General features: G+C 70.9%; 22 protein-coding genes. 14 read left to right on the forward strand and 8 right to left on the reverse strand.

Translation table 11 applies throughout. The features are described 5' to 3' along the window. Window positions 1-4: 4 nt before the first annotated feature. Together IR155_RS02425 and IR155_RS02430 are read right to left on the reverse strand one after the other, a co-directional pair. On the reverse strand, window positions 5-487 hold the full coding sequence (locus IR155_RS02425) for a nucleoside/nucleotide kinase family protein (RefSeq protein WP_135112810.1): 483 nt from the start codon (window positions 485-487) through the stop codon (window positions 5-7). A gap of 47 nt (window positions 488-534) precedes the next feature. Beyond that, window positions 535-1,917: an LLM class flavin-dependent oxidoreductase gene (locus IR155_RS02430; RefSeq protein WP_135112812.1), complete on the reverse strand. Its 1,383-nt coding sequence runs from the start codon at window positions 1,915-1,917 to the stop codon at window positions 535-537. A 155-nt stretch (window positions 1,918-2,072) separates the two neighbouring features. On the opposite strand from IR155_RS02430, the gene smpB reads away from it, so the two are divergent. From smpB to IR155_RS02465, 7 genes are all read left to right on the forward strand, one after another. Next, window positions 2,073-2,549 (forward strand): SsrA-binding protein SmpB, encoded by a 477-nt coding sequence (gene smpB / locus IR155_RS02435; protein WP_135112814.1) that lies wholly within the window; start codon window positions 2,073-2,075, stop codon window positions 2,547-2,549. A gap of 28 nt (window positions 2,550-2,577) precedes the next feature. Next, on the forward strand, window positions 2,578-2,874 hold the full coding sequence (locus tag IR155_RS02440; RefSeq protein ID WP_167760688.1) for a DUF1905 domain-containing protein: 297 nt from the start codon (window positions 2,578-2,580) through the stop codon (window positions 2,872-2,874). 79 nt (window positions 2,875-2,953) lie between these two features. Next, on the forward strand, window positions 2,954-3,421 hold the full coding sequence (locus tag IR155_RS02445) for a prepilin peptidase (RefSeq protein WP_135112816.1): 468 nt from the start codon (window positions 2,954-2,956) through the stop codon (window positions 3,419-3,421). Window positions 3,422-3,478: 57 nt separating this feature from the next. Beyond that, the gene (locus tag IR155_RS02450; protein ID WP_228066545.1) at window positions 3,479-4,516 is read left to right on the forward strand and encodes a YihY/virulence factor BrkB family protein; all 1,038 of its coding nucleotides are present in this window, start codon (window positions 3,479-3,481) and stop codon (window positions 4,514-4,516) included. A 17-nt stretch (window positions 4,517-4,533) separates the two neighbouring features. Next, window positions 4,534-4,767 (forward strand): response regulator, encoded by a 234-nt coding sequence (locus tag IR155_RS02455; RefSeq protein WP_135112818.1) that lies wholly within the window; start codon window positions 4,534-4,536, stop codon window positions 4,765-4,767. Further along, entirely contained in the window at window positions 4,764-5,402 is a 639-nt protein-coding gene (locus IR155_RS02460) for a CYTH domain-containing protein (protein WP_135112820.1), read from the forward strand. Before IR155_RS02455 ends, IR155_RS02460 begins: the two co-directional genes overlap by 4 nt. Then, window positions 5,386-6,123 carry a B3/B4 domain-containing protein gene (locus IR155_RS02465; protein WP_409366531.1) on the forward strand — a complete coding sequence of 246 codons (738 nt, stop codon included), beginning with the start codon at window positions 5,386-5,388 and terminating at the stop codon, window positions 6,121-6,123. Before IR155_RS02460 ends, IR155_RS02465 begins: the two co-directional genes overlap by 17 nt. A gap of 58 nt (window positions 6,124-6,181) precedes the next feature. Here the strand turns inward: IR155_RS02465 and lpdA are convergent, their stop codons facing one another. Together lpdA and IR155_RS02475 are read right to left on the reverse strand one after the other, a co-directional pair. Further along, complete coding sequence (gene lpdA / locus IR155_RS02470; protein WP_135112822.1) at window positions 6,182-7,579, reverse strand: dihydrolipoyl dehydrogenase; 1,398 nt, start codon at window positions 7,577-7,579, stop codon at window positions 6,182-6,184. Window positions 7,580-7,610: 31 nt separating this feature from the next. Further along, window positions 7,611-8,345 carry a copper resistance CopC family protein gene (locus IR155_RS02475; RefSeq protein WP_135112823.1) on the reverse strand — a complete coding sequence of 245 codons (735 nt, stop codon included), beginning with the start codon at window positions 8,343-8,345 and terminating at the stop codon, window positions 7,611-7,613. Between the two features lie 93 nt (window positions 8,346-8,438). On the opposite strand from IR155_RS02475, the gene IR155_RS02480 reads away from it, so the two are divergent. Both IR155_RS02480 and ftsR read left to right on the forward strand, forming a co-directional pair. After that, window positions 8,439-8,978 carry an FHA domain-containing protein gene (locus IR155_RS02480; RefSeq protein WP_409366533.1) on the forward strand — a complete coding sequence of 180 codons (540 nt, stop codon included), beginning with the start codon at window positions 8,439-8,441 and terminating at the stop codon, window positions 8,976-8,978. Beyond that, window positions 8,978-9,679, forward strand: coding sequence for a transcriptional regulator FtsR (gene ftsR, locus IR155_RS02485; RefSeq protein WP_135112825.1), 702 nt, complete (start codon window positions 8,978-8,980; stop codon window positions 9,677-9,679). Before IR155_RS02480 ends, ftsR begins: the two co-directional genes overlap by 1 nt. On the opposite strand, the gene IR155_RS02490 is transcribed toward ftsR, so the two are convergent. Then, window positions 9,660-10,310 (reverse strand): SRPBCC family protein, encoded by a 651-nt coding sequence (locus tag IR155_RS02490; RefSeq protein ID WP_135112827.1) that lies wholly within the window; start codon window positions 10,308-10,310, stop codon window positions 9,660-9,662. The genes ftsR and IR155_RS02490 overlap by 20 nt on opposite strands. 86 nt (window positions 10,311-10,396) lie before the next feature. On the opposite strand from IR155_RS02490, the gene IR155_RS02495 reads away from it, so the two are divergent. Continuing rightward, window positions 10,397-10,936, forward strand: coding sequence for a TetR/AcrR family transcriptional regulator (locus IR155_RS02495; RefSeq protein ID WP_209306722.1), 540 nt, complete (start codon window positions 10,397-10,399; stop codon window positions 10,934-10,936). A gap of 149 nt (window positions 10,937-11,085) precedes the next feature. Beyond that, a complete protein-coding gene (locus IR155_RS02500) occupies window positions 11,086-11,625 on the forward strand; it encodes a MerR family transcriptional regulator (protein WP_135112829.1) in 540 nt (179 codons plus the stop codon). 123 nt (window positions 11,626-11,748) lie between these two features. Here IR155_RS02500 and IR155_RS02505 read toward each other — a convergent pair whose 3' ends face one another. Further along, window positions 11,749-12,561 carry a ParA family protein gene (locus IR155_RS02505; protein WP_135112831.1) on the reverse strand — a complete coding sequence of 271 codons (813 nt, stop codon included), beginning with the start codon at window positions 12,559-12,561 and terminating at the stop codon, window positions 11,749-11,751. A 184-nt stretch (window positions 12,562-12,745) separates the two neighbouring features. Here IR155_RS02505 and IR155_RS02510 point away from each other — a divergent pair, with 184 nt between their 5' ends. The 3 genes from IR155_RS02510 (at window position 12,746) to def (ending at window position 18,759) form a co-directional block, all read left to right on the forward strand. After that, a complete protein-coding gene (locus IR155_RS02510; RefSeq protein WP_135112832.1) occupies window positions 12,746-16,153 on the forward strand; it encodes a pyruvate carboxylase in 3,408 nt (1,135 codons plus the stop codon). Between the two features lie 87 nt (window positions 16,154-16,240). After that, complete coding sequence (locus IR155_RS02515; RefSeq protein WP_233441071.1) at window positions 16,241-18,271, forward strand: nucleotide-binding protein; 2,031 nt, start codon at window positions 16,241-16,243, stop codon at window positions 18,269-18,271. Next, entirely contained in the window at window positions 18,268-18,759 is a 492-nt protein-coding gene (gene def / locus IR155_RS02520; RefSeq protein ID WP_135112834.1) for a peptide deformylase, read from the forward strand. Before IR155_RS02515 ends, def begins: the two co-directional genes overlap by 4 nt. 151 nt (window positions 18,760-18,910) lie before the next feature. Here def and IR155_RS02525 read toward each other — a convergent pair whose 3' ends face one another. Beyond that, window positions 18,911-20,389 (reverse strand): AMP-binding protein, encoded by a 1,479-nt coding sequence (locus tag IR155_RS02525; RefSeq protein ID WP_135112836.1) that lies wholly within the window; start codon window positions 20,387-20,389, stop codon window positions 18,911-18,913. Then, entirely contained in the window at window positions 20,386-21,501 is a 1,116-nt protein-coding gene (locus IR155_RS02530) for an MSMEG_0565 family glycosyltransferase (protein WP_135112838.1), read from the reverse strand. Before IR155_RS02530 ends, IR155_RS02525 begins: the two co-directional genes overlap by 4 nt. Window positions 21,502-21,515 lie beyond the last annotated feature (14 nt).

Here is a 21,515-nt window from a genome sequence, read left to right on the forward strand (position 1 = left end):
CCGCTCAGCAGCTGTCCGACCAGATCCGCTTCGGCCCGTCAGGGGTCGTGACGTCGTAGATCGCGTCGGCCTGGCCGCGCGGCGCCTCGTCGCGCACGTACTTGACCTGTTCCGCGTACGACTCGGGGGAGAGCGGCACATCGCCCTCCAGCCAGACGCGGAAGTGCCAGGCTCCGCGCAGGCGGGGGCTCAGCAGGAACCGGCCGTCGACGAGCAGGTAGCCGTCGCCGTCCTCCTTGCGGAACTCCGCCAGCGTCGCGCGCAGGGCGGTGTCGTCCTCGTCCGGCCGGTAGGCGTCGCCGTGCGCGCTCGCCCGGTTCGCCGATCGGCCCTGCGCCCGGATCGCGCCGGCGAGGTCGTCCGCGAAGCGCGCGGTCGCCTCCGCGGACGGTCCCTCGATCGCGACCAGGATCCGTCCGCGGCCGTAGTGCTGCGTGATGTCCGCCACGAGGGCGTCGAAGACCGCCGTCGCCGAAGTGTCCCTCATGCTGCAAGCATTCCACGCGTGCGCGGCGCCCACAGCTGCCGGTCTCGTCAGGCGGGCAGAGAGGCGCCGATCCGGTAGCGCGCGGCGCGGTGGGTGTCCTTCACGCGGTCGCCGGCACCGTGGAGCTTCTGCCGCAGCGTGCCCTCCGTGTAGCCCTCGGGGTAGACGCCCCGCTCGCGCAGCACGGGGATGACGTGCTCGATGACGTCCTCCCACGTGGCGGGGGTGACGGCGTACGCGAGGTTGAACCCGTCGATGTCGGTCTCCTCGACCCACGACTGCAGCTCGTCGGCGATCTCCACGCCCGAGCCGACGATCGTCGGCCCGAGGCCGCCGATCGCGTTGTGACGGCCGAGGTCGCCGACGGTCCACTCGCGGCCCAGGTCGGCCTCGTCCTGCAGGTGCTGAAGCACCGACTGGATCGCGTTGGACTCCACGTTGCCGACGGGCTCGTCCTCGCGGTACTGCGAGAGGTCGACGCCCATCCAGCCCGACATGAACGTCAGCGCGCCCTCGGGGCTCGCGTACTCGAGGTACTCGGCGTGCTTGGCGACCGCCTCCTCGTGCGTCGCGGCGGTGATCACCGTCAGCAGCGTGTAGATCTTGGCGTCGTACCGGTCGCGGCCGGCGGCCTGGAGGGCGTCGCGGATGCGCTTGACCGTGCCGGCGAGCACCTCCTTGGACGGTGCTGCGACGAAGATCGCCTCCGCGTTCTCGGCGGCGAAGCGCACACCGCGGGGCGAGGCGCCGGCCTGGTAGATGACGGGCGTGCGCTGCGGCGACGGCTCGGAGATGTGGATGCCCGGCACCGTGAAGTAGCGGCCCTCGTGCCCGATCTCGTGCACCTTCGCGGGGTCGGTGAAGACACCGCTCTCGCGGTCCTCGATGACCGCGTCGTCCTCCCATGAGCCCTCCCACAGCTTGTAGAGCACCTCGACGTATTCGTCGGCGTGGTCGTAGCGGTCGTCGTGCTGCATCTGGTCCTGCTGGCCCATGTTGCGCGCGGCGCTCGGCAGGTAGCCGGTGACGACGTTCCAGCCGACGCGGCCCTTGGTGAGGTGGTCGAGCGTCGTCAGGCGGCGCGCGAAGGGGTAGGGGTGCTCGAACGCGGTGCCGGCGGTGATGCCGAAGCCGAGGTGCTCGGTCACGAGCGCCATCGCGCTGACCAGCAGGATCGGGTCGTTCACCGGCACCTGCGCGCCGTTGCGGATCGCGGCCTCGTTCGTGCCGCCGTAGACGTCGTACGTGCCGAGCACGTCGGCGATGAAGATGCCGTCGAACGTGCCGCTCTCGAGCAGCTTGGCGAGCTCCGTCCAGTACTCGAGCGTGTTGTACTGCCGCGAACGGTCCTTCGGGTGACGCCAGAGCCCCGACGACTGGTGGGCGACGCAGTTCATGTCGAATGCGTTGAATCGGATCTGCCTGCTCATGCATGTATGGAAGCGGCTGACCCGGCGCGCGGGCAAAGCCGCGGAAACACCGCGTCACACAGTCCCGGTTGCACAGTGGGCCGCGCAGGAGGGGCGGTGCCCGGCATCCTGTGGATAGGATGGAGGGCTGTCTGCCAGATGAAGGAGGTGAGCACATGCCGAAGGAGCAGGGCGAGAAGATTGTCGCGACGAACCGTCGCGCCCGCCACGAGTACACGATCGAGAAGACGTACGAGGCCGGTCTCGTGCTCACCGGCACCGAGGTGAAGTCGCTGCGCCAGGGGCGTGCGAACCTCAGCGACGGCTACGCCTTCATCGACGGGGGAGAGGCCTGGCTCGACTCGGTGCACATCCCCGAGTACTCGCAGGGCACGTGGACGAACCACTCGTCAAAGCGCGTCCGCAAGCTCCTCCTGCACAAGGAGGAGATCGTCAAGCTCAGCCACGCGGTCTCGGCCGGCGGGTACACGCTCGTGCCGCTGCGGCTCTACTTCCTCGACGGGCGCGCGAAGGTCGAGCTCGGCGTCGCGAAGGGCAAGCGCGAGTTCGACAAGCGCCAGACGCTGCGCGAGCGTCAGGACAAGCGCGAGGCCGAGCGCGCGATGCGCACCCGCAACCGCATGGGGGAGTGACGTCGGAGGCGGTCGCTACCCTGGCGACATGGGTGTGCGGATCGCGTTCGAGTCGGAGGTCGTCCGGTGGGACGCCCGCACCGAGTCCTGGTTCTTCGTGCACGTCCCCGAGGAGCTCTCGGCCGATATCCGCGAGCTTCCGGCGCCGCCGCGCGGGTTCGGCTCGCTGCGGGTGGAAGCGCGGATCGGCGGCACGACCTGGCGCACATCGATCTTCCCGGGGCGCGACGGCTACTCGCTCCCACTCAAGCGGGCCGTCCGCGATGCGGAGTCGCTCTCGGAGGGTGACGTGGTCACAGTGAACGTCGACATCATCGACCTCTGACCTCCCGGCGCGCGGTTATCCACAGGGGCTGCGCGCCGCGATCGCCGGTTCCCTAGCCTCGTGCAGGAGGGGAGCGGCGATGAGCGGATCCGACGCGGTGCTGGCGGTCGCGCACGCCGGCGTGTTCGCGGTGTCGCTCATCCTGATCCGGATCGACATCCGCGATCACCGGCTTCCCGACGCGATCGTGCTGCCCGCCTCGCTGGGACTCGCCGCGCTGCTCGCCCTCGCGGCGGTCACCGCGGGAGATGCCGAACCGCTGGGGCGCGCCGCGGCCGGTGGGCTGGGGCTGTTCGCCTTCTACTTCGCCCTGCGCGGGCTGTTCCCCTCGGGGCTCGGCGGTGGAGACGTGAAGCTCGCGGCGCTGCTGGGGCAGCTGCTCGGCCTGCACGGCTGGACGGACCTCGCCGCCGGTGCCGCCGCCGCGTTTGTGCTCGGCGGCATCCACGCGACCGTGATGCTGGCGACCGGGCGCGCGAGCCGGGACACGCACATCGCCTTCGGCCCGTGGATGATCGTCGGCGCGTGGGCGGGGCTGCTGGCGTGACCGGGCTGTGGTGTCAACCTCTGCGCGGCACGCGCCGTCCCCGTTAGCCTGAAGCGCATGGCGGGTCTCATGGCGAAGCTGAAGGTCCTCATCGCGTGGGCGCTCGCCCGCAAGCCGGTACGGGCATTCCTGCTGTACTCGGAGCAGCAGGGCGCCCTGCTCGCCGGTGCCGTGACCTACCGCGCCCTGTTCTCGATCTTCGCGGGCGTGCTGCTCGGCTTCTCCGTCGCCGCCATCTGGTTGGTGGGGCAGCCCGAGCTGTGGCAGGCGCTGCTCGACTCGGTCGACAACGTCATCCCCGGCCTCGTCGGCGAGGGCGGGCTGATCGACGCCGACGCGCTGAGGCAGCCCGCGAGCTTCACCCTCGCCGGGATCATCTCGCTGCTCGGTCTGCTCGTGGCCGCGATCGGAGCCGTCGGCGCCCTGCGCACGGCGATCCGGATGATGGCAGGCACAACCCACGCGAGCGGTTCGCCCATCGTCGTCATCCTGCGCGACCTGCTGTTCGCGGTCATCCTGGGCGCGCTGCTGCTCGCGGCGGCCATCACATCGTTCCTCGGCTCGGCGTTCGTCGGCACCGTGCTCGATTGGATCGGCGCGGGCGAGACGGGCATCTCCGTCGTCCTCACGCGGTCGATCACCATCCTCGTCACCCTCGCCCTCGACGCCATCATGATCGCCGTCATGTTCTGGATGCTCTCGGGTGTGAAGGCACCCCCGCGCGCGGTGTGGGCCGGCGCGATCATCGGCGCGATCGGCCTCGTCGCGCTGCAGCAGCTGTCGAGCCTGTTCGTGAGCGGCGCGGGAAGCAACCCGCTGCTCGCCTCCTTCGCGTCGCTCATCGCCCTGCTGCTGTGGGTGAACCTGTCGGCGCAGGTCATCCTCATCGCGGCGGCGTACATCATCGTCGGCGCCGAGGAGCAGCACGACCGGGTGCATGCCCGCTTCGCGGCCGAGACGTTCGCGCAGCGGCGCGTCCGCCGGGCGGAGCACGCCGTGCAGGCCGCGGTCGCCGAGCTGAACGAGGCGCGTGACGCCGAGGACGCAGAGCGCACGAACGACCTCCGTCAAGTCCGCGAGAGCCACGACGCCTGAGGGCTAGGGTGAGGCACATGGCTATCGCACGACTGAACGGCGGACCCCTCGATGGACAGGTCCTGCCCCTGGAGACCCCCGACCTCGAGCAGCTGATCCTGCCCTACTCGGAGGGACAGCTCGTCTACGAGCGCGCCGGCGCGGCGGCGAACACCGGTTCGGACGACGGGCCGACCGAGGTCGAGTTCCGCTTCGCCGCGGAGCCGCAGGAGGTCACGCCCGGCGACGACGACGTGCGGCCGGGCGAGTGACGGCGGATCTCCACGCGTCGGACGGGCCGTCGCGCTCGGTCGAGATCGAGCGCAAGTTCGATGTGGACGCCGGGACGCCCGTGCCCGACTGGAGCGCGGTGCCGGGTGTCGTGTCGGTGACGGAGGGCGAGCCCCGCCACCTCGATGCGCTGTACCTCGACACCGACGACCTCGCGCTCGCGCGCGCCGGCGTGGCGCTCCGGCGTCGCACGGGCGGCCCCGACGAGGGCTGGCACGTCAAGGGCCCGCTCGTGGACGGCGGTCGCACCGAGCTTCACTGGCCGCTCACGGACGGGGACGACGTCCCCGCCGCGGTCGCCACGGAGATCGCCGAATACACGCCGACGGCGCTGCATCCGCTCGCGCGGATCCTGAACGACCGCACCGCCTACGCGCTGCTCGACGCGGACGGGGGAGTGCTCGCCGAGTTCGTCGACGACTCCGTGCGCACGATCGACCTGCGCACCGGGGAGAACCGCGCGTGGCACGAATGGGAGGTCGAGCTCGGACCGGCCGCCCCCGCCGACCCGGAGGCACGCGACGCGTTCTTCGCGGCCGTGACGGACGCCGCGTTCGCGGCCGGTGCGCGCTCGGCGACCTCGGCGTCGAAGCTCGCCCGTGCCCTGGGCCGCTGACGTGACGGGGATCGACCTTCAGGGCATCCTCTCGGGCGCGTTCGTCGCGCCCGAGGTGTTCGCGCTGCGCCCCGACTACCGCGCGCTGCTGATCGCGGTGGACGGGATCCGCCCCGCCGCCGGCGATGCCGCATCCGAGGCGCTGCTCGCGCGCGCCGAGGAGTCGGCACGCGCCGCCGTCGCCGATGCGCCCGTCGAGGAGGAGCCGCACGTGGCCGCCTGGCGTGAGGCATACCGTGCGTTCGGGGCCAAGCCGCAGCGCACGCGCAACAGCCTCGAGGCGCTGCTGCGCCGCGCCGCGGGAGACGGACTGCCGCGGGTGAACCGCCTGACCGACGTGTACAACGCCGTGTGCGTGCTGCACCGGCTTCCGCTGGGCGGCGAGGACCTCTCCGCCTATCAGGGCTCGCCGCGCCTCACGAGGGCGACCGGCGCCGAGCCGTTCGACACCGTCGCGGGCGGGGAGGACGTCGTCGAGCATCCGCTGCCCGGCGAGGTCATCTGGGGCGACGAGGCCGGCGTCACCTGCCGCATGTGGAACTGGCGTCAGGGTCGGCGCACGCGGCTGACCGACGAGACGGCGAGCGCGCTGTTCATCCTCGATGCGCTCGACCCGATGACCGACGAGCAGCTCCTGGCCGCGGCGGATGATCTGCTCGCGCACCTGCGCGAGGCGGATCCCGACCTCGTCGTCGCGCAGCGACTCATCGCCGCCGGCTGACCCGCAGACGACGACGGCCCCCGGAGCGATCCGGGGGCCGTCGTCGTGAAGAGCGGGGTCACATGTTGATGAAGTGTCCCTGCAGTCCGTGGAAGCCCTCCTGCAGCGTCTCCGAGAGGGTCGGGTGCGTGTGCACGTTGCGCGCGGCCTCGACCGCGGTGAGGTCCCACTTCTGCGCGAGCGTGAGCTCGGGGAGCAGCTCGGACACGTCCGGGCCGATGAGGTGGGCGCCGATGAGCTCGAGGTGCTCGGCGTCGGCGATGAGCTTGACGAAGCCGACCGGCTCGCCGAGGCCGTTCGCCTTGCCGTTCGCGCTGAACGGGAACTTCGCGACCTTGATCTCGCGACCCTCGGCGCGCGCCTGCTCCTCGGTGAGGCCGAAGCTGGCGACCTGCGGCGAGCAGAACGTCGCGCGCGGCATCATCCGGTAGTCGCCAAGCGGCATCGTCTCGGCCTTGCCGATGGTCTCGGCGGCGACGACGGCCTGCGCTTCGGCCACGTGGGCGAGCTGCAGCTTGGCGGTGACGTCGCCGATCGCGTAGATGCCCTCGACGTTGGTGCGCATGTAGTCGTCGATCTCGATGGCACCGCGCTCGGTGAGCTTGACGCCGGTGTTCTCGAGCCCGAAGCCCTCGATGTTCGGCGCGAAGCCGACCGACATGAGCACCTTGCCCGCGGTGATCTCACCGGGCTGGCCGTCGCGCGTCTCGTACGTGACGCGCACGGACGATCCGCTGTCCTCGACGGTCTTGACCGCGGTCGAGGTCAGGATGTCGATGCCGTACTTCTTGTACTGCTTCTGGATCTCCTTGGAGACCTCGGCGTCCTCGTTCGGCAGGGCGCGGTCGAGGAACTCGATGATCGTGACCTTCACGCCGTAGTTCGACAGCACGTACGCGAACTCCATGCCGATCGCGCCGGCGCCGACGATGACGATCGACTCGGGAAGCTCGCGGGAGAGGATCTGCTCCTCGTAGGTCACGACGTTGTCGCTCAGCTGCACGCCCGGCAGCAGGCGCACCTTCGAGCCGGTGGCGATGATCGCGTTGTCGAACGTGACCTCCTCGGTGGAGCCGTCGGCCTTGGCGACCGAGATCGCCTTCGGGCCGGTGAAGGTGCCGCGGCCCTCGTACTCGGTGACCTTGTTCTTCTTCATCAGGAAGTGGATGCCCTTGACGTGCGTGTCCGCGACCTTGCGGCTGCGGTCGAACGCCGCGCCGAAGTCGAAGTGCACGTCACCCGAGATGCCGAACAGGTCGGCCTTGTGGGTGAAGGTGTGAGCGATCTCCGCGTTCTTCAGCAGCGCCTTCGACGGGATGCACCCGACGTTGAGGCAGACGCCGCCCCAGTACTTCTCTTCGATGATCGCGACATTGAGTCCGAGCTGCGCGCTGCGCACGGCCGCGACGTAACCGCCGGGACCCGCGCCGAGGATGACGACGTCGTAGTGAGCCATGTCCTCCAGCCTAGTGCCGCGGACGAGGGCCTCAGCCCTGCGCGGTGGGGTCCGTCCCGGGGTTCTCGTCGTCATCGTCGCCGCGGCCGCGCGAGGCGAGGATCGCGATCAGCGCGCCCACGATCGCGATGCCCGTGACACCGAGCAGGATCCACGGCAGCACCTCGCCGAACGAGCGGTCATCGCCGTCGCCATCGCCCTCGTCATCGGCGGCGGGCGGGGTCGACGATGCGGCCGGGGTCTCCTTGACCGGCGTGGGAGTCACGTCGCCCTTCGCCGGCGGGGGAGTCGCCGTCTCGTCGTTCTCCGGAGCCACGGCCCCGGCGCCGCTCTCGGCGGAGGCCGACTCGACGGTGAACGTGTAGGTTCCCGAAATCGGGTGCGAATCGCTCGAAACGGCGCGCCATTCGACCGTGTACGCACCGGCCTCGGTCGCGGGGGATAGCTGCTGTCGAATAATGGCGCCGTCGATCGATTCAGCCCCGGTGGAAAGGTTCTCGCCGCTCGGGGCGAGCACATTGATGTATGTGTCGTTCTCCGTGATGGACTGGACCGCGGCGTCGAAGGTCAGTGTGATCTCGTCCGGCATGCTCTGGACGGTCGATCCGTCTGAGGGATCGGACGTCAGCAACCGATCGTGTGCCGAGGCCGGTGCCGTCGTCGCGAACACGCCGAGCATTACCAACAGCGCGGCGCTGCCGATAGTCAGAAGACGGTGCAGGGAAGACGGATGAGCGGCGCGCATGCCGCCACGGTACCCGGGCATCCTGATCCCCGGCCCCGATTCCGCCCAGGCGTCGTGACCGACTTGTGATCAGCGGAAAGGGATCGGTTAGGCTGGTCCGAAAGGAGGGAAGACGTGTCACAGAACGAGAACGGCGCAGGCTCGCCGATTCACCGCGGTGCCGAGACCACGCGATTCGGCCACGACGGTGCGGGCGACTCGACGCAGACGTTCGGGCACGACTCCGACCTGTCCTTCGTCCCGTTCGCGGGCGAGCTGACGGCGACCGAGCGCGACGCCATCGCGGCGCTGCCCTCCGGATCGGCCCTGCTGCTTGTGCGCTCCGGCCCCACAGCCGGCGCCCGGTACCTCCTCGACACCGACGTCACCACGGCCGGTCGTCACCCCGAGGCCGACATCTTCCTGGATGACGTCACGGTCTCCCGTCGTCACGCCGAGATCACGCGGCGTCGGACGTCGTTCGAGATCGTCGATCAGCGCTCGCTGAACGGCACCTACGTGAACGGCGAGCGCGTCGACCGCGCGGAGCTGAGCAACGGCGCCGAGGTGCGCATCGGCAAGTTCCGCCTCAACTTCTTCATCTCGCCGGCAGACCGCCAGGCTGCGGCACCCCAGAACGGATCGGGCCAGAGCGGATCGGGGCTGGGCGCCTGATGGCGGCTGCCGCCGCCCGCGACCACGCTTCCGCACGGAAGGCGCCCGCGGGGCTGCTGAGCATCGGTCAGGTGCTCGCGAAGCTCACCCCCGAGTTCCCCGCGCTCACCTCGAGCAAGCTGCGCTTCCTCGAGGTGCAGGGGATCGTCACGCCGCAGCGCACGGCGTCGGGCTACCGCAAGTTCTCGCCCGCCGACCTCGACCGTCTGCGCCTGGCGCTCACGCTGCAGCGCGATCACTACCTGCCGCTGGTCAAGATCCGCGACTACCTCGACGACGTCGAGGCCGGTCGCGCGCCGGCGACGCCCCAGGTGCCGCCGCCCTCGATCCACCCGGCGGTGCGCCGGCACACGCGCCAGGAGCTGCTGAGCGCGGCGGGCGCCGCGCCGCAGCTGCTGAACGACGCGGTGAGCACGGGCCTCATGAAGGCCGCCGATTCGTACGACGACCACGCGCTCGCTCTGCTGCGCGCGCTCGTGGCGCTGTCCCGCCATGGCATCGAGCCCCGCCACGTGCGGGGAATGCGCCAGAGCGCCGAGCGCGAGGTGGCGCTCGTGGAGTCGGCGATGTCCGCTCTGCTGCGCCGCACTGACGCGGGATCGCGCGCGAAGGCGAGCGAGCTCGCCCCCGAGCTCGCGGCGAGGCTCGACGAGGTGCGCTCCATCCTCGTCAAGGACGCGCTCAGCCGGCTGCTGCCGTAGCCTCCGCGCCGTCGCGCATGCCGGCGAGCGTCGCCCGCATCATCGGCGACATCGTCCCGTCGACGAAGCCCTGCACGGCCGGGCGCAGGATCGGCAGGGTCGGCAGCAGCGAGTACGTCCAGGTCAGGCGGGTGCCGTCTCCCTCGGCCTCGTAGCTGAACTCGGCCACGCCGTGCCGTACGACGAACCGCTGCGGGCTCGTGAAGCCCCAGATCATGTAGCGGAAGGTCTCCGGCGTGTCGACGAGCACCTGCTCGGCGAGGTAATGGCCGTCTGCGAACCCGACGCGCCGCCGGTCGCCCTCGCGGCGCCCCGGCACCCAGTCGCCGATCAGGGGCTGGGTGGCGGTCACGGCGGGGAAGCCGCCGTCGAAGTCGACCACGTCGGCAAGATCCAGCCCGGGATCGTTCGCCCAGGCCCACACGGCATCCGGGGGAGCAGCGATCAGCACCGAATGACGGGCCTGCACGTAGCCGTGGGCCGCCGGCTCCGGGGCATTGCCGTCGTAGGCCGGCGGCTGCGGCGGCGTCAGCTCGCGGGCGACGAGCGCGCCGGCGAGCAGCGTCACGGCGAGCAGCGTGGGGACCAGCCAGCGTCGGCGGCGGCGAGAGGACGGGGGCCTGCGGGACATTGCTTCCTCCAGGTTGACGTTGTCACCTTCGGGGCGAGCGTAGGTCGCCAGGGTGACACTGTCAACCACTCGCGTAGGATGAGCGGGTGACCGGGACGAGACAGGCACTGCTGGCCGCCGCCATCGAGCTGCTCGACGAGGGTGGGCCGGCGGCGGTGACGATGCGCGAGGTCGGCCGGCGCGCCGAGGTCTCGCACAACGCGCCGTACAAGCACTTCGCCGACAAGGAGCACCTGCTCGCCGAGATCGCCGCCGCCGAGTTGCGCGAGACGGCGTCGCTGCTGGGCGAGCACGGCGACGACATCGCGGCGGCGATGCGCGCCGTTGTCGAGCTGTCGCTGCGCCGACCCCAGCGCTTCCGGCTCGTCTACGGCCCGTGGCGCAGCGCACCGGGCGAGCTCGCGGACGCGGCCGCGTCCGCGTGGGGGGCGCTGATCGGCGCCGTCGAGCGCGCGATCCGGGCGGGTGCGCTGCCCCCGGGAGAGCCCGCCCGCATCGCCAACCTGCTGCGTGCCCTCGCCCACGGCGCGGTCGAGCTCGAGCTCGGCGGCCACCTCACCAAGAGCGGCGACGACGCGGATCCCGCCGGTCTCGTCGACGACCTGCTGAGCCGGCTGCGCGGCTGACGGCCACCGTTTCCGCGGCCCGCCGCGGTACTGTTGATAACGGCCGATAACGCTTGCGCGACACGCCGCCGGCGTCGCGCGGATGTCGTTGCCCGTGAGGGGTGGCTCCCATACGGTTGAAGAGTCACCGCACCCCGAGGAGGACGACTATGGACGCTGACGATCACACCGGTCGTGGCATGACCGAGCTCCTCTTCACGGACGGCCTTCCCGACCTCGACCCCGAGATGGGCTATCGCGGCGCCGTCGCCGCGCGGGCCGCAGGCATCACCTACCGTCAGCTCGACTACTGGGCCCGCACCGAGCTCGTCGAGCCCACGGTGCGCAACGCCACCGGCTCCGGATCGCAGCGCCTCTACGGCTTCCGCGACATCCTCGTGCTCAAGCTCGTCAAGCGGCTCCTCGACACCGGCATCTCGCTTCAGCAGATCCGCACCGCGGTCGAGCAGCTGCGTGCCGCGGGCATCCGCGACCTCGCCGGCACCACCCTCATGAGCGATGGCGCCTCGGTCTACCTCTGCACGTCGAACGACGAGGTCATCGACCTCGTCAGCCGTGGCCAGGGCGTCTTCGGCATCGCCGTCGGCAAGGTCCTGCACGAGGTCGAGGCGACCCTCGTCGACTTCGAGGCCACCGCCCCCGACGCCGTCGACGAGCTCGCCCAGCGTCGCGCCAAGCGCACGGCGTAGATCCCGCTTCGCGCCGGGCGCGCGAGACCGCATCTGGCTCGCGAGACCGCACCGGCCCACGCGGTATCGCGACACACGCGCGGTGTCGCGGACCAGACGCGAGGGGCGCCCGAGCGGCGGGACCTACTCCGCGGTCTCCTCGGCGGGATCCGCGATCCGCCCGGCGCGCATGATGCGGTCGAGCAGGGCGTCGAAATCGGCTGCGAGCTCCTGAGCCGACTCGCCGGGCCACACGTGAAGGGGCTTCGCGGCGCCCTGCGCCTGCTGCAGCGACGTGCGCTCCGGCAGCTGAGGCTCGAGGACGAGCGGGCCGAACATGTCGCGCAGCTCCTTGATGCGGAACTGGTGCTCCACCGACTGCGGGCGGACGCGGTTCACGACGATGCCGAGCGGCTGCAGGCGGGGGGAGAGGCCGCGGCGGATCTCCTCGATCGCGCGCAGCGCGCGGTCGGCCGCGGCGACCGAGAACAGGCCGGGCTCGGTGACGACCATGACGCGGTCGCTCGCCGCCCACGCGGTGCGCGTGAGGGCGTTCAGGGACGGCGGGCAGTCGATGAGCACGAGGTCGTACTCCGCCTCGATCGAGGCGAGCGCCTCCTCGAGCTTCCAGACATCCGCGACCGTGGGGTGCGGGCCGTCGAAGTTGATCGCGGACGGGCTGCCCAGCATCACGTCGATCGTGCCGTCGTGCACGCGGGTCCATCCGCTGGAGGTGATCGCCTGGCGGACGATCTTCTCCTTGGGGCTCGTGAGCACGTCCGAAACGTTCAGACGACCGGCGATCTGCACATCCAGACCCGTCGAGACGTCCGCCTGCGGATCGAGGTCGACCACCAGCGTGCGCAGCGAGCGTGCGAAGGCGGCGGACGCGAGACCGAGGGTTACGGTCGTCTTGCCCACGCCTCCCTTGAGGGAACTGACGCTGAGTACGTGCACAATCCCCAACGTTACAACGCCCTATGCTGAGAACCACTTCAGGGAGCAGCTCCTTGGAGCAATCCGACCTCACCGACCCCCAGTCGATGAAGTCATCACGCCCTGGCGGCCCTTCGTCGCCGAGGCAGACGGCAGCGAGGCCCGGTGTATCCCCACGCGCCGGCGCCCCGACGGAAGGACCTGCATGTTCTCGAAGATCCTTGTCGCGAACCGCGGTGAGATCGCCATCCGCGCTTTCCGCGCGGCGTACGAGCTCGGCGCCCGAACGGTCGCCGTCTACCCGTACGAGGACCGCAACTCGCTCCACCGCCTGAAGGCGGATGAGGCGTACCGCATCGGCGAAGAGGGACACCCCGTCCGGGCGTATCTGAACGTGGACGAGATCGTCCGCGTGGCCGTCGAGAGCGGCGCCGACGCGATCTACCCCGGATACGGCTTCCTCTCCGAGAACCCCGAGCTCGCGGCGAAGGCCGCGGCGGCGGGAATCACCTTCATCGGCCCGTCCTCCACCGTGCTCGAGATGGCCGGCAACAAGGTCACCGCCAAGGAGCACGCCATCAAGGCGGCCGTCCCCGTGCTGCGCTCGACCGAGGCCTCGGACGACGTCGATGCGCTCGTCGCGCAGGCCGATGAGATCGGCTTCCCCGTGTTCGCGAAGGCCGTCGCCGGCGGCGGCGGACGCGGCATGCGCCGTGTCGAGACCAAGGAGGAGCTCGCCCCGGCCCTCGCCGAGGCGATGCGCGAGGCGGAGAGCGCCTTCGGCGACCCCCGGATGTTCCTCGAGCAGGCCGTCGTGCGCCCGCGCCACGTCGAGGTGCAGATCCTCGCCGACAAGACCGGTGCGACGGTGCACCTGTTCGAGCGCGACTGCTCGGTGCAGCGGCGCCACCAGAAGGTGATCGAGATCGCGCCCGCGCCGAACCTCGACGATGCCACCCGCGCCGACCTCCACCGCTACGCCGTCGCGTTCGCCGAGTCGATCGGCTACGAGAACGCCGGCACTGTCGAGTTCCTGCTCGAGACGGCGGGGGAGCGTGCGGGCGAGGTCGTCTTCATCGAGATGAACCCCCGCATCCAAGTCGAGCACACGGTGACCGAGGAGGTCACGGATGTCGACCTCGTGCAGTCGCAGATGCGGATCGCCGCGGGCGAGTCCCTGGCCGACCTCGGCCTCCAGCAGGACCAGATCCAGCTGCGCGGCGCCGCGCTGCAGTGCCGGATCACGACGGAGGACCCGTCGCAGGGCTTCCGTCCCGACACCGGCAAGATCACGACGTACCGCTCGCCCGGCGGCGCCGGCATCCGCCTCGACGGCGGCACGACGGCCGCCGGATCGCAGATCAGCCCGCACTTCGACTCGATGCTCGCGAAGCTCAGCGTGCGCGGCCGCGACTTCGGCGCCGCCGTCGCCCGTGCCCGGCGTGCGCTGGCCGAGTTCCGCATCCGCGGCGTGGCCACCAACATCCCGTTCCTCCAGGCGGTGCTCGACGACCCGGCCTTCGTCGCCGGCGACCTGTCGACATCCTTCATCGACGAGCGTCCCCAGCTTCTGCAGGGCCGCGTGTCCAAGGACCGCGGATCGAAGATCCTGAACTGGCTCGTCGACGTCACCGTCAACAAGCCGCACGGCGAGAACCCGATGTCGTTCGCTCCCGCGGTGAAGCTGCCCGCCGTCGACCTGAGCACGCCCGCCCCGGCGGGCTCGCGCCAGCGGCTGCAGGAGCTCGGCCCCGAGGGATTCGCCCGCGCCCTGCGCGAGCAGACGGCCCTCGCCGTCACCGAGACGACGTTCCGCGACGCGCACCAGTCGCTGCTGGCGACCCGCGTGCGCACGAGGGACCTCGTCGCCGTCGCGCCGCACGTCGCACGCCTCACTCCGCAGCTGTTCTCGGTCGAGGCCTGGGGCGGCGCCACGTACGACGTCGCGCTGCGCTTCCTGGCGGAGGACCCGTGGGAGCGGCTCGACAAGCTGCGCGAGGCGCTGCCGAATGTCGCCATCCAGATGCTGCTGCGCGGCCGCAACACGGTGGGCTACACGCCGTACCCCACCGAGGTCACCGACGCCTTCGTGCGTGAGGCGGCGGCGAGTGGCATCGACATCTTCCGCATCTTCGATGCGCTGAACGACGTGTCCCAGATGCGCCCCGCGATCGACGCCGTGCTCGCCACGGGCACGTCGGTGGCCGAGGTGGCCGTCTGCTACACGGGCGACCTGCTGAACCCCGCCGAGGACCTCTACACGCTCGACTACTACCTGCGTCTGGCCGAGCAGATCGTCGACGCGGGCGCGCACATCCTGGCCATCAAGGACATGGCGGGCCTGCTCCGTCCCGCGGCGGCCGCCAAGCTCGTCTCGGCCCTGCGTGAGCGCTTCGACCTGCCGGTCCACGTGCACACGCACGACACGCCTGGCGGCCAGCTCGCCACGCTGCTCGCCGCCAGTGCGGCCGGGGCCGACGCGGTTGACGCGGCCTCGGCGCCGATGGCCGGCACAACGAGCCAGCCGTCCCTGTCCGCGCTGATCGCGGCGCTCGCCCACACCGAGCGCGACACGGGGATCGACCTGCAGGCGGTGTCCGACCTCGAGCCGTACTGGCAGGCGGTGCGCCAGCAGTACCGCCCGTTCGAGTCGGGTCTGGACGGCCCCACCGGCCGCGTGTACAAGCACGAGATCCCGGGCGGCCAGCTGTCGAACCTGCGCCAGCAGGCGATCGCGCTCGGCCTCGCCGACGACTTCGAGCTCATCGAGGACATGTACGCCGCGGCGAACGACATCCTCGGCCGCGTGCCCAAGGTGACGCCGTCGTCGAAGGTGGTCGGCGACCTCGCGCTGCACCTCGCCGCTGTCAAGGCCGACCCGGCCGACTTCGCCGAGAACCCGCACAAGTACGACGTGCCCGACTCGGTCGTCGGCTTCATGGCCGGAGAGCTCGGCGACCTGCCGGGCGGATGGCCCGAGCCGTTCCGCTCGAAGGTGCTCGCCGGTCGCGACGTGAAGATCGGCGTGACGCCGCTCGCGGCCGACGACCAGGCGGCCCTCGACGGCGACTCCGCGACGCGCCGCTCGACGCTCAACCGCCTGCTCTTCCCGCAGCCGACGAAGGCGTTCGAGAGCGCGCGCGAGACGTACGGCGACCTGTCCGTGCTCAACACGGCCGACTATCTCTACGGCCTCGAGCAGGGCGGCGAGCACGTCGTCGAGATCGAGCGCGGTGTGCAGCTGCATGTCGGCCTCGAAGCGATCGGCGAGCCGGACGAGAAGGGCATCCGGTCGGTCATGGCCACGCTCAACGGGCAGCTCCGCCCGGTCTCGGCGCGCGATCGCAGCATCGACGTCGAGGTGCTCGCGGCCGAGAAGGCCGACACCTCCCGGCCCGGCCAGGTCGCGGCCCCGTTCTCGGGTGTCGTGACCCTCAAGGTCGCCGTCGGCGACCGCGTCGAGGCCGGCCAGGCGGTCGCCTCGATCGAGGCCATGAAGATGGAGGCGGCGATCACCACCGCGGAGGGCGGCGTCGTCGAGCGCCTCGCCATCGCGCCGACCCAGCAGGTCGACGCGGGTGACCTTTTGGTCGTCGTCAGCCCCGCCAAGTAATCTTGGGGGGCCCGGGCGACCGGGCACCGGAGCGGGAGGGGCTCGCCCGGAGGGGAACCCGACCCCCGTTGGAGTGAAGCCGCAGTGGTGAAGAAGATCACGACCGAACCTGACGACCAGCCGACGGAGGCCGACGACCACGGCGTGCTCGCCGACGCCGGGCTCGACACGACGGCCATCGGCATCATGGGGCCGCAGACCGCGCAGGTGCGCGTGCTGCTGCCGCAGGTGCTCGAGGAGCCGGATGACGAGGTCGTCGACGACGAGCTCGAGCCGGGTGACCTGCGCAGCGGGGAGATCGTGATCGAGCTCCCCGCCGAGCAGGTGGACGAGGTCGCCGAGGCCGTCGCCGAGGCCCGTGAGACGGGGGAGGACCCCGCCATCACGGGCGAGATCGTCGATGACGTCGTGGACGCCGTGCGCGAGCACCTCGCCGACAACGACGAGTCGGTGGCAGATGACGCGGTCATCGACGTTGTCGTGATCCCCGAGCAGGACGCGCCGCAGCATGACGCGGACGACGCGGATGACGCGGATGAGGACGGCGACCCGTACGGCGACGACGAGGGCGACGAGCGCGAGGAGCTGCGCGCCGAGGATGCCCTCGTGGAGGACGAGCCGATCTCCGAGTCGGAGGATTCGGACGACGCCGATGAGCCGGAGTTCGTCGAGGACGTCCCGGCCGCCGAGGCGACGGTCGCCCCCGAGGCCGCGGATGACGAGACGGTCGAGGAGCAGCCCGTCGAGCCGGCGAAGCCCGTCGACAGCTGGCGCATGGCTGCGGCCGAACTCGCCGCCGAGCACGCGAAGACGGCTCCTGCCACCGAGCCGCAGGATTCGCCCGAGGAGGACGAGTCCGAGCAGGACGAGATCGATGGCGGCCCCGTCGAGGACGAGCTCGACACCGCGAGCGACGGCCCCGAGGCGGAGACCGAGATCGATGCCGAGGTCGACGCTGAGCACCCGGCCGAGGCCGAGCAGGGGGCGGATGAGGGCGGCGCGCCCGCGCCGTCCGCCGTCGACAAGGCGAAGTCGTACGCCCGGATCTGGGCTGAGGAGTCGGCGGTGGCCCGTGGCGCCTCCACGGACCTCGAGACCACGAGCACGCAGCAGACGACAGGAGCGATGACGATGACCGCGCGACGCCTAGAGGATCTCGGCAAGAACGCGGAGCGCGAGTCCAGCGACCTGCTCACGGCCGACCGCGTGCTGAACCCGCACCGGACGTCCCGGCCCGTTCCCGAGGGCGCGTGGAGCGAGTTCGTCTACGGCCTCACCGGCGGCCGGCTGAACCTTGGCGACAGCCGCAAGGTGCGCGCTCGCAAGGCGCTCGAGGCCCGCGTCGCGGCGCCCCTGTCGGGCGAGACGCGTTTTGTGCCGGTGCTCAGCCGCAAGGGCGGCGTCGGCAAGACGACGGTCACGACGCTGCTCGGCATGGCGCTCGCGGACGGCCGCGAGGACCGCGTGATCGCCATCGACGCGAACCCCGACCGCGGCACGCTCGCCGACCGGATCGGCAAGCGCACGGACAAGACCGTGCGCGACCTCGTGCACAAGGCGGGGGAGATCCGCGGCTTCAACGACATCTCGAGCTTCGTCGCCCGCGACGAGACCCGTCTCGACGTGCTGGCGTCCGACCCGGATCCGCGGATCGCCGAGGCCTTCGGCGAGGACGACTACCGCCGCGTCGCCGACGTCGCCGAGCACTTCTACTCGCTGGTGCTCACCGACACCGGCACGGGGATCATCCACTCGGTGATGGGCGCCACACTGACGCACGCCGACCAGCTGATCATCGTGACGGGCCTGAACCTCGACGAGGTGCGCCTGGCCTCCGAGACCATCACCTGGCTCGAGTCGAACGGCTACGAGGAGCTTGCGCGCAATGCGATCGTCGTGCTGAACCAGCAGTCGGAGGGAACGCCCATGGTGCGCCTGAGCGAGCTCGAGACGCACTTCGGCAGCCGCGTGCGATCGGTCGTCCACCTGCCGTACGACCGCGCCCTCGCGACCGGTGCGGCCATCGTCTACCGCGAGCTGCAGCCCGCCACGCGCGAGGCCGCCCGCGACCTCGCCGCCCGCGTCGTCGACGGTCTGCGAGAGGGCCGCTCGGCGTGACCGCCCGCGAGATCCGCCTGTACGGCGACCCGGTGCTGCGCACGCCCGCCGCCGAGATCGAGACGATCGACGAGGGCATCCGCGCGCTCGTCCAGGACCTGCTCGACTCCGTGGCGCTTCCCGGACGCGCCGGCGTCGCCGCCCCCCAGATCGGGGTGGGCCTGCGTGCGTTCAGCTACAACGTCGACGAGAAGATCGGCTACATCCTGAATCCGCGCATCGTCGAGGTGCGCGGCGAGCCCGAGCTGACGGGCGAGGGCTGCCTGTCGGTGCCGGGCCTGTGGCACGACACCCCGCGCCACCCGTACGCGCGGGTCGAGGGCATCGACCTCGACGGGCAGCGCGTCGTCCTGGAGGGCGAGGGGCTCATGGCGCAGATGCTGCAGCACGAGACCGACCACCTCGACGGCGTCGTCTACCTCCACCGCCTCACCAAGGAGGAGCGCGCCAAGGCCATGAAGGCCGTCCGCGAGTCCGACTGGTTCTGAGATGTTCCCCCTCCGCTTCGGGGGGGGGGGGGGAGTCCATGGATGGGTACGTCGGGACTCCCTCCCGACGCGGCACGTCATCGTGACTCGCCGATCACGAGCCGGAACCTCTTGAGCAAGACGCCCTGGGCGACGAGGTCGCGCCCTGGGATCATCCCGCTGTTCTGCCGGTCTCTGCGGCGGGATGGGGCTGGTCGTTCCGCACGGAGCGCGTGAGCATGGCGGACCTGCGGATCTTGCCGGCCTCGTTGCGCAGCGGGCCGTCAGCCGTGTGGATGACCGTCGGCGCGCGTGCGTGGAGTCGCTGCGCGGCATAGGCGTGGACGGCATCCGCCGTGACGTTCGGATCGGAGAGGACGACGGTCGCGTGCACCACCTGGCCGAGTTCGTCGTCGGGGGCCCCGAAAGCGACAGCCTCGAGCACCGCAGGGTGCGATTCGAGAACCGCCTCGACGCTGGCGGGAGCGATCTTCTCGCCACCGCGGTTGATGAGGTCGTCGGCGCGGTCGTGCAGATAGAGGTAACCGTCCGGGTCGAGGTGGCCGATGTCCGCGAGGCTGTCCCAGCCCTTCTCGTCGCGGCGCGTGACGGCGCCGATGTACTCGTACGCGGGTGAGGCGCCGCGATGCATCCAGATCATGCCCGCGTGACCGGTGGGGAGGTCTTCACCGTGCTCGTCGCGAATGCTCACGACGGTCCCGCCGATGCCTCGACCGACACTGCCCGGATGATCCAGCCAGTCCAGGCCGTTGATGTGGGTGAGTCCGTTCGACTCGCTTCCGGCGTAGACCTCGTCGACGCGGGCCGGACCGAGCCAGTCGAGGAAGGACCTCTTCAGCTCGATCGAGCACGGCGCCCCCATATGCAGGACGGCGCGGAGGGTCGAGAGGCGTGAGGCCTCACGAAACTCCTCCGGCAGCTGCAGGAGCCGGGACATCATGGTCGGAACGAGCAGGCCCCAGGTCGCGCGGTGCCGCTCGACGAGATCCACCCACCTGCGGGCGTCGAAGCGGCTCATGACGATCAGGTCGTGCCCGGTCAGCAGGCCTCGGAAGGCGTACGTGAACACGGCAGAGTGCCACATCGGCCCCGCGACGATCTGGGTTGCGCGGAGGGGCAGGAACGGCGCGACGGGCTCGTGCGGGTCGAGGAGCGCGGGCGCTGCCGCGCGCACGAGCTTGGGGCGACCGGTGGATCCGGACGTCGCCACTGACTTCCAGCAGGACGATGCCAGATCCGGGAGCGGACGCGCGTCGGGCTCGACCCTCACGGTGGGCAGCCAGGGGATCCCTGCCGTCTCGGGCTTGACGCCGATCGCGGCGGCCGGCGCGCTGAGACGTTCGATCTCGGCGCGTTCGACGGAGGCGAGCGCCGAGTCGAGGGGCTGTGGCGTGCCACCGGCCCGCCAGATGCCAGCGCAGGCGATGACGAAGTCGATCCCGTTGGGGACGGACACGGCGACCGAATCATCCGGTCTCACGCCCTGACGGATGAGCGCGTGAGCCAGGCTCGTGGCGGCCCGGTCCAGCTCACGCGCCGTGAGCGCACCGCGCTCGTCGCTCACGATTCTCCGGTGCGGGTGCGCCATCGCACGCTCGCGGAGGATGCGGGAGAAGGTGAGCCTGGTCATGCTCCTCGTCCGTTCTCCGCCAGGAAGCCGTCGTAGAAGCGCTCATGCGCGCGGGCCGCGGAGCCCCATGAGTGCCGCCGGACGAGCGCCATGCCCTGGACCGCATGAGTCGACTCTTCCTCGACGAGCGCCGCATCGATCTCCGCAGCTATTTCCGCCGGGTCGGCGGCGTAGCGAACAGTGGGACCGAACACCTCTCGGATGACGGGCAGGTCGCGTGCGACGACGGGCGTGCCCGCCGACAGAGCCTCCATCGCCGCGAGACCGAATCCCTCCTTCGTGGAGACGAAGGCCAGGACCTTGGCAGCGGCGACCAGCCCGGGCAGCTGGTCGTCCTCCACGGTGCCCAGGATCGTGGGGCTGATGCCGAGGCGCCGCGCGCGAGCATCGAACCGGGCGCGGTACTCGCGATAGTCGAACAGCGTCTCCCCTCCTCCGAAGACCAAACGCAATCCGGGGTGCGCTTCACGCGCGGTCGCATATGCCTCCAGCAGGTCCAGGGAACCCTTGCGCGGTTCGATGCCGCCGAGCGCCAGCACGTAGTCGCCGAGCCGGTCGCGCCACACCGCCCGCGCCGCCGAGCCGTCGGGCCCCGCCGCCCGCCCGAACCTGGCGGCGTCGACGCCGTTCGGGATGACAGCGGGCCGGTATCCGTAGGCTGTCTCGACCTCGTCGGCCACCGCACGCGAGACGCAGATGCGGGCGGCCGGCTGGTGCACGGCCCGCTCGTGGCATGCGACTAGGCGGGGTGTCGTGAAGGCATCAAGGTGATGAATGGTCCGGATGGGCGCCGCGCCGGCGTCGAGCACGGCGTTGGTCGAGATGCAGTCCTGCGCGTGCACGATGTCCGCGGAGGAGTCGAAGGCGGCGGCGAGGGCCCGGATGGACCGCTCGATCCGGTCGCCGACCGTCTCGTCGTCGCGTGGGGCGAACGGCACGACCCGGACCCGTACGCGAGGGTCGACGGCGCGGAAGAACGCACGGTCGCCGCCGCGCCCGAGGGTCCACACCTCGACGTCGTGCCCGCGGCGAGCGAGCGCCTCCGACAGTGCGAGGGTGTGCACGACGCCGCCGCGCGGCTTGGTCGAGTAGGTGAGCTGGGCGATACGCATGGGACTCCGTGAAG

The sequence above is a fragment of the Microbacterium paludicola genome (assembly GCF_015235415.1).
Classification (GTDB): Bacteria; Actinomycetota; Actinomycetes; order Actinomycetales; family Microbacteriaceae; genus Microbacterium; species Microbacterium paludicola.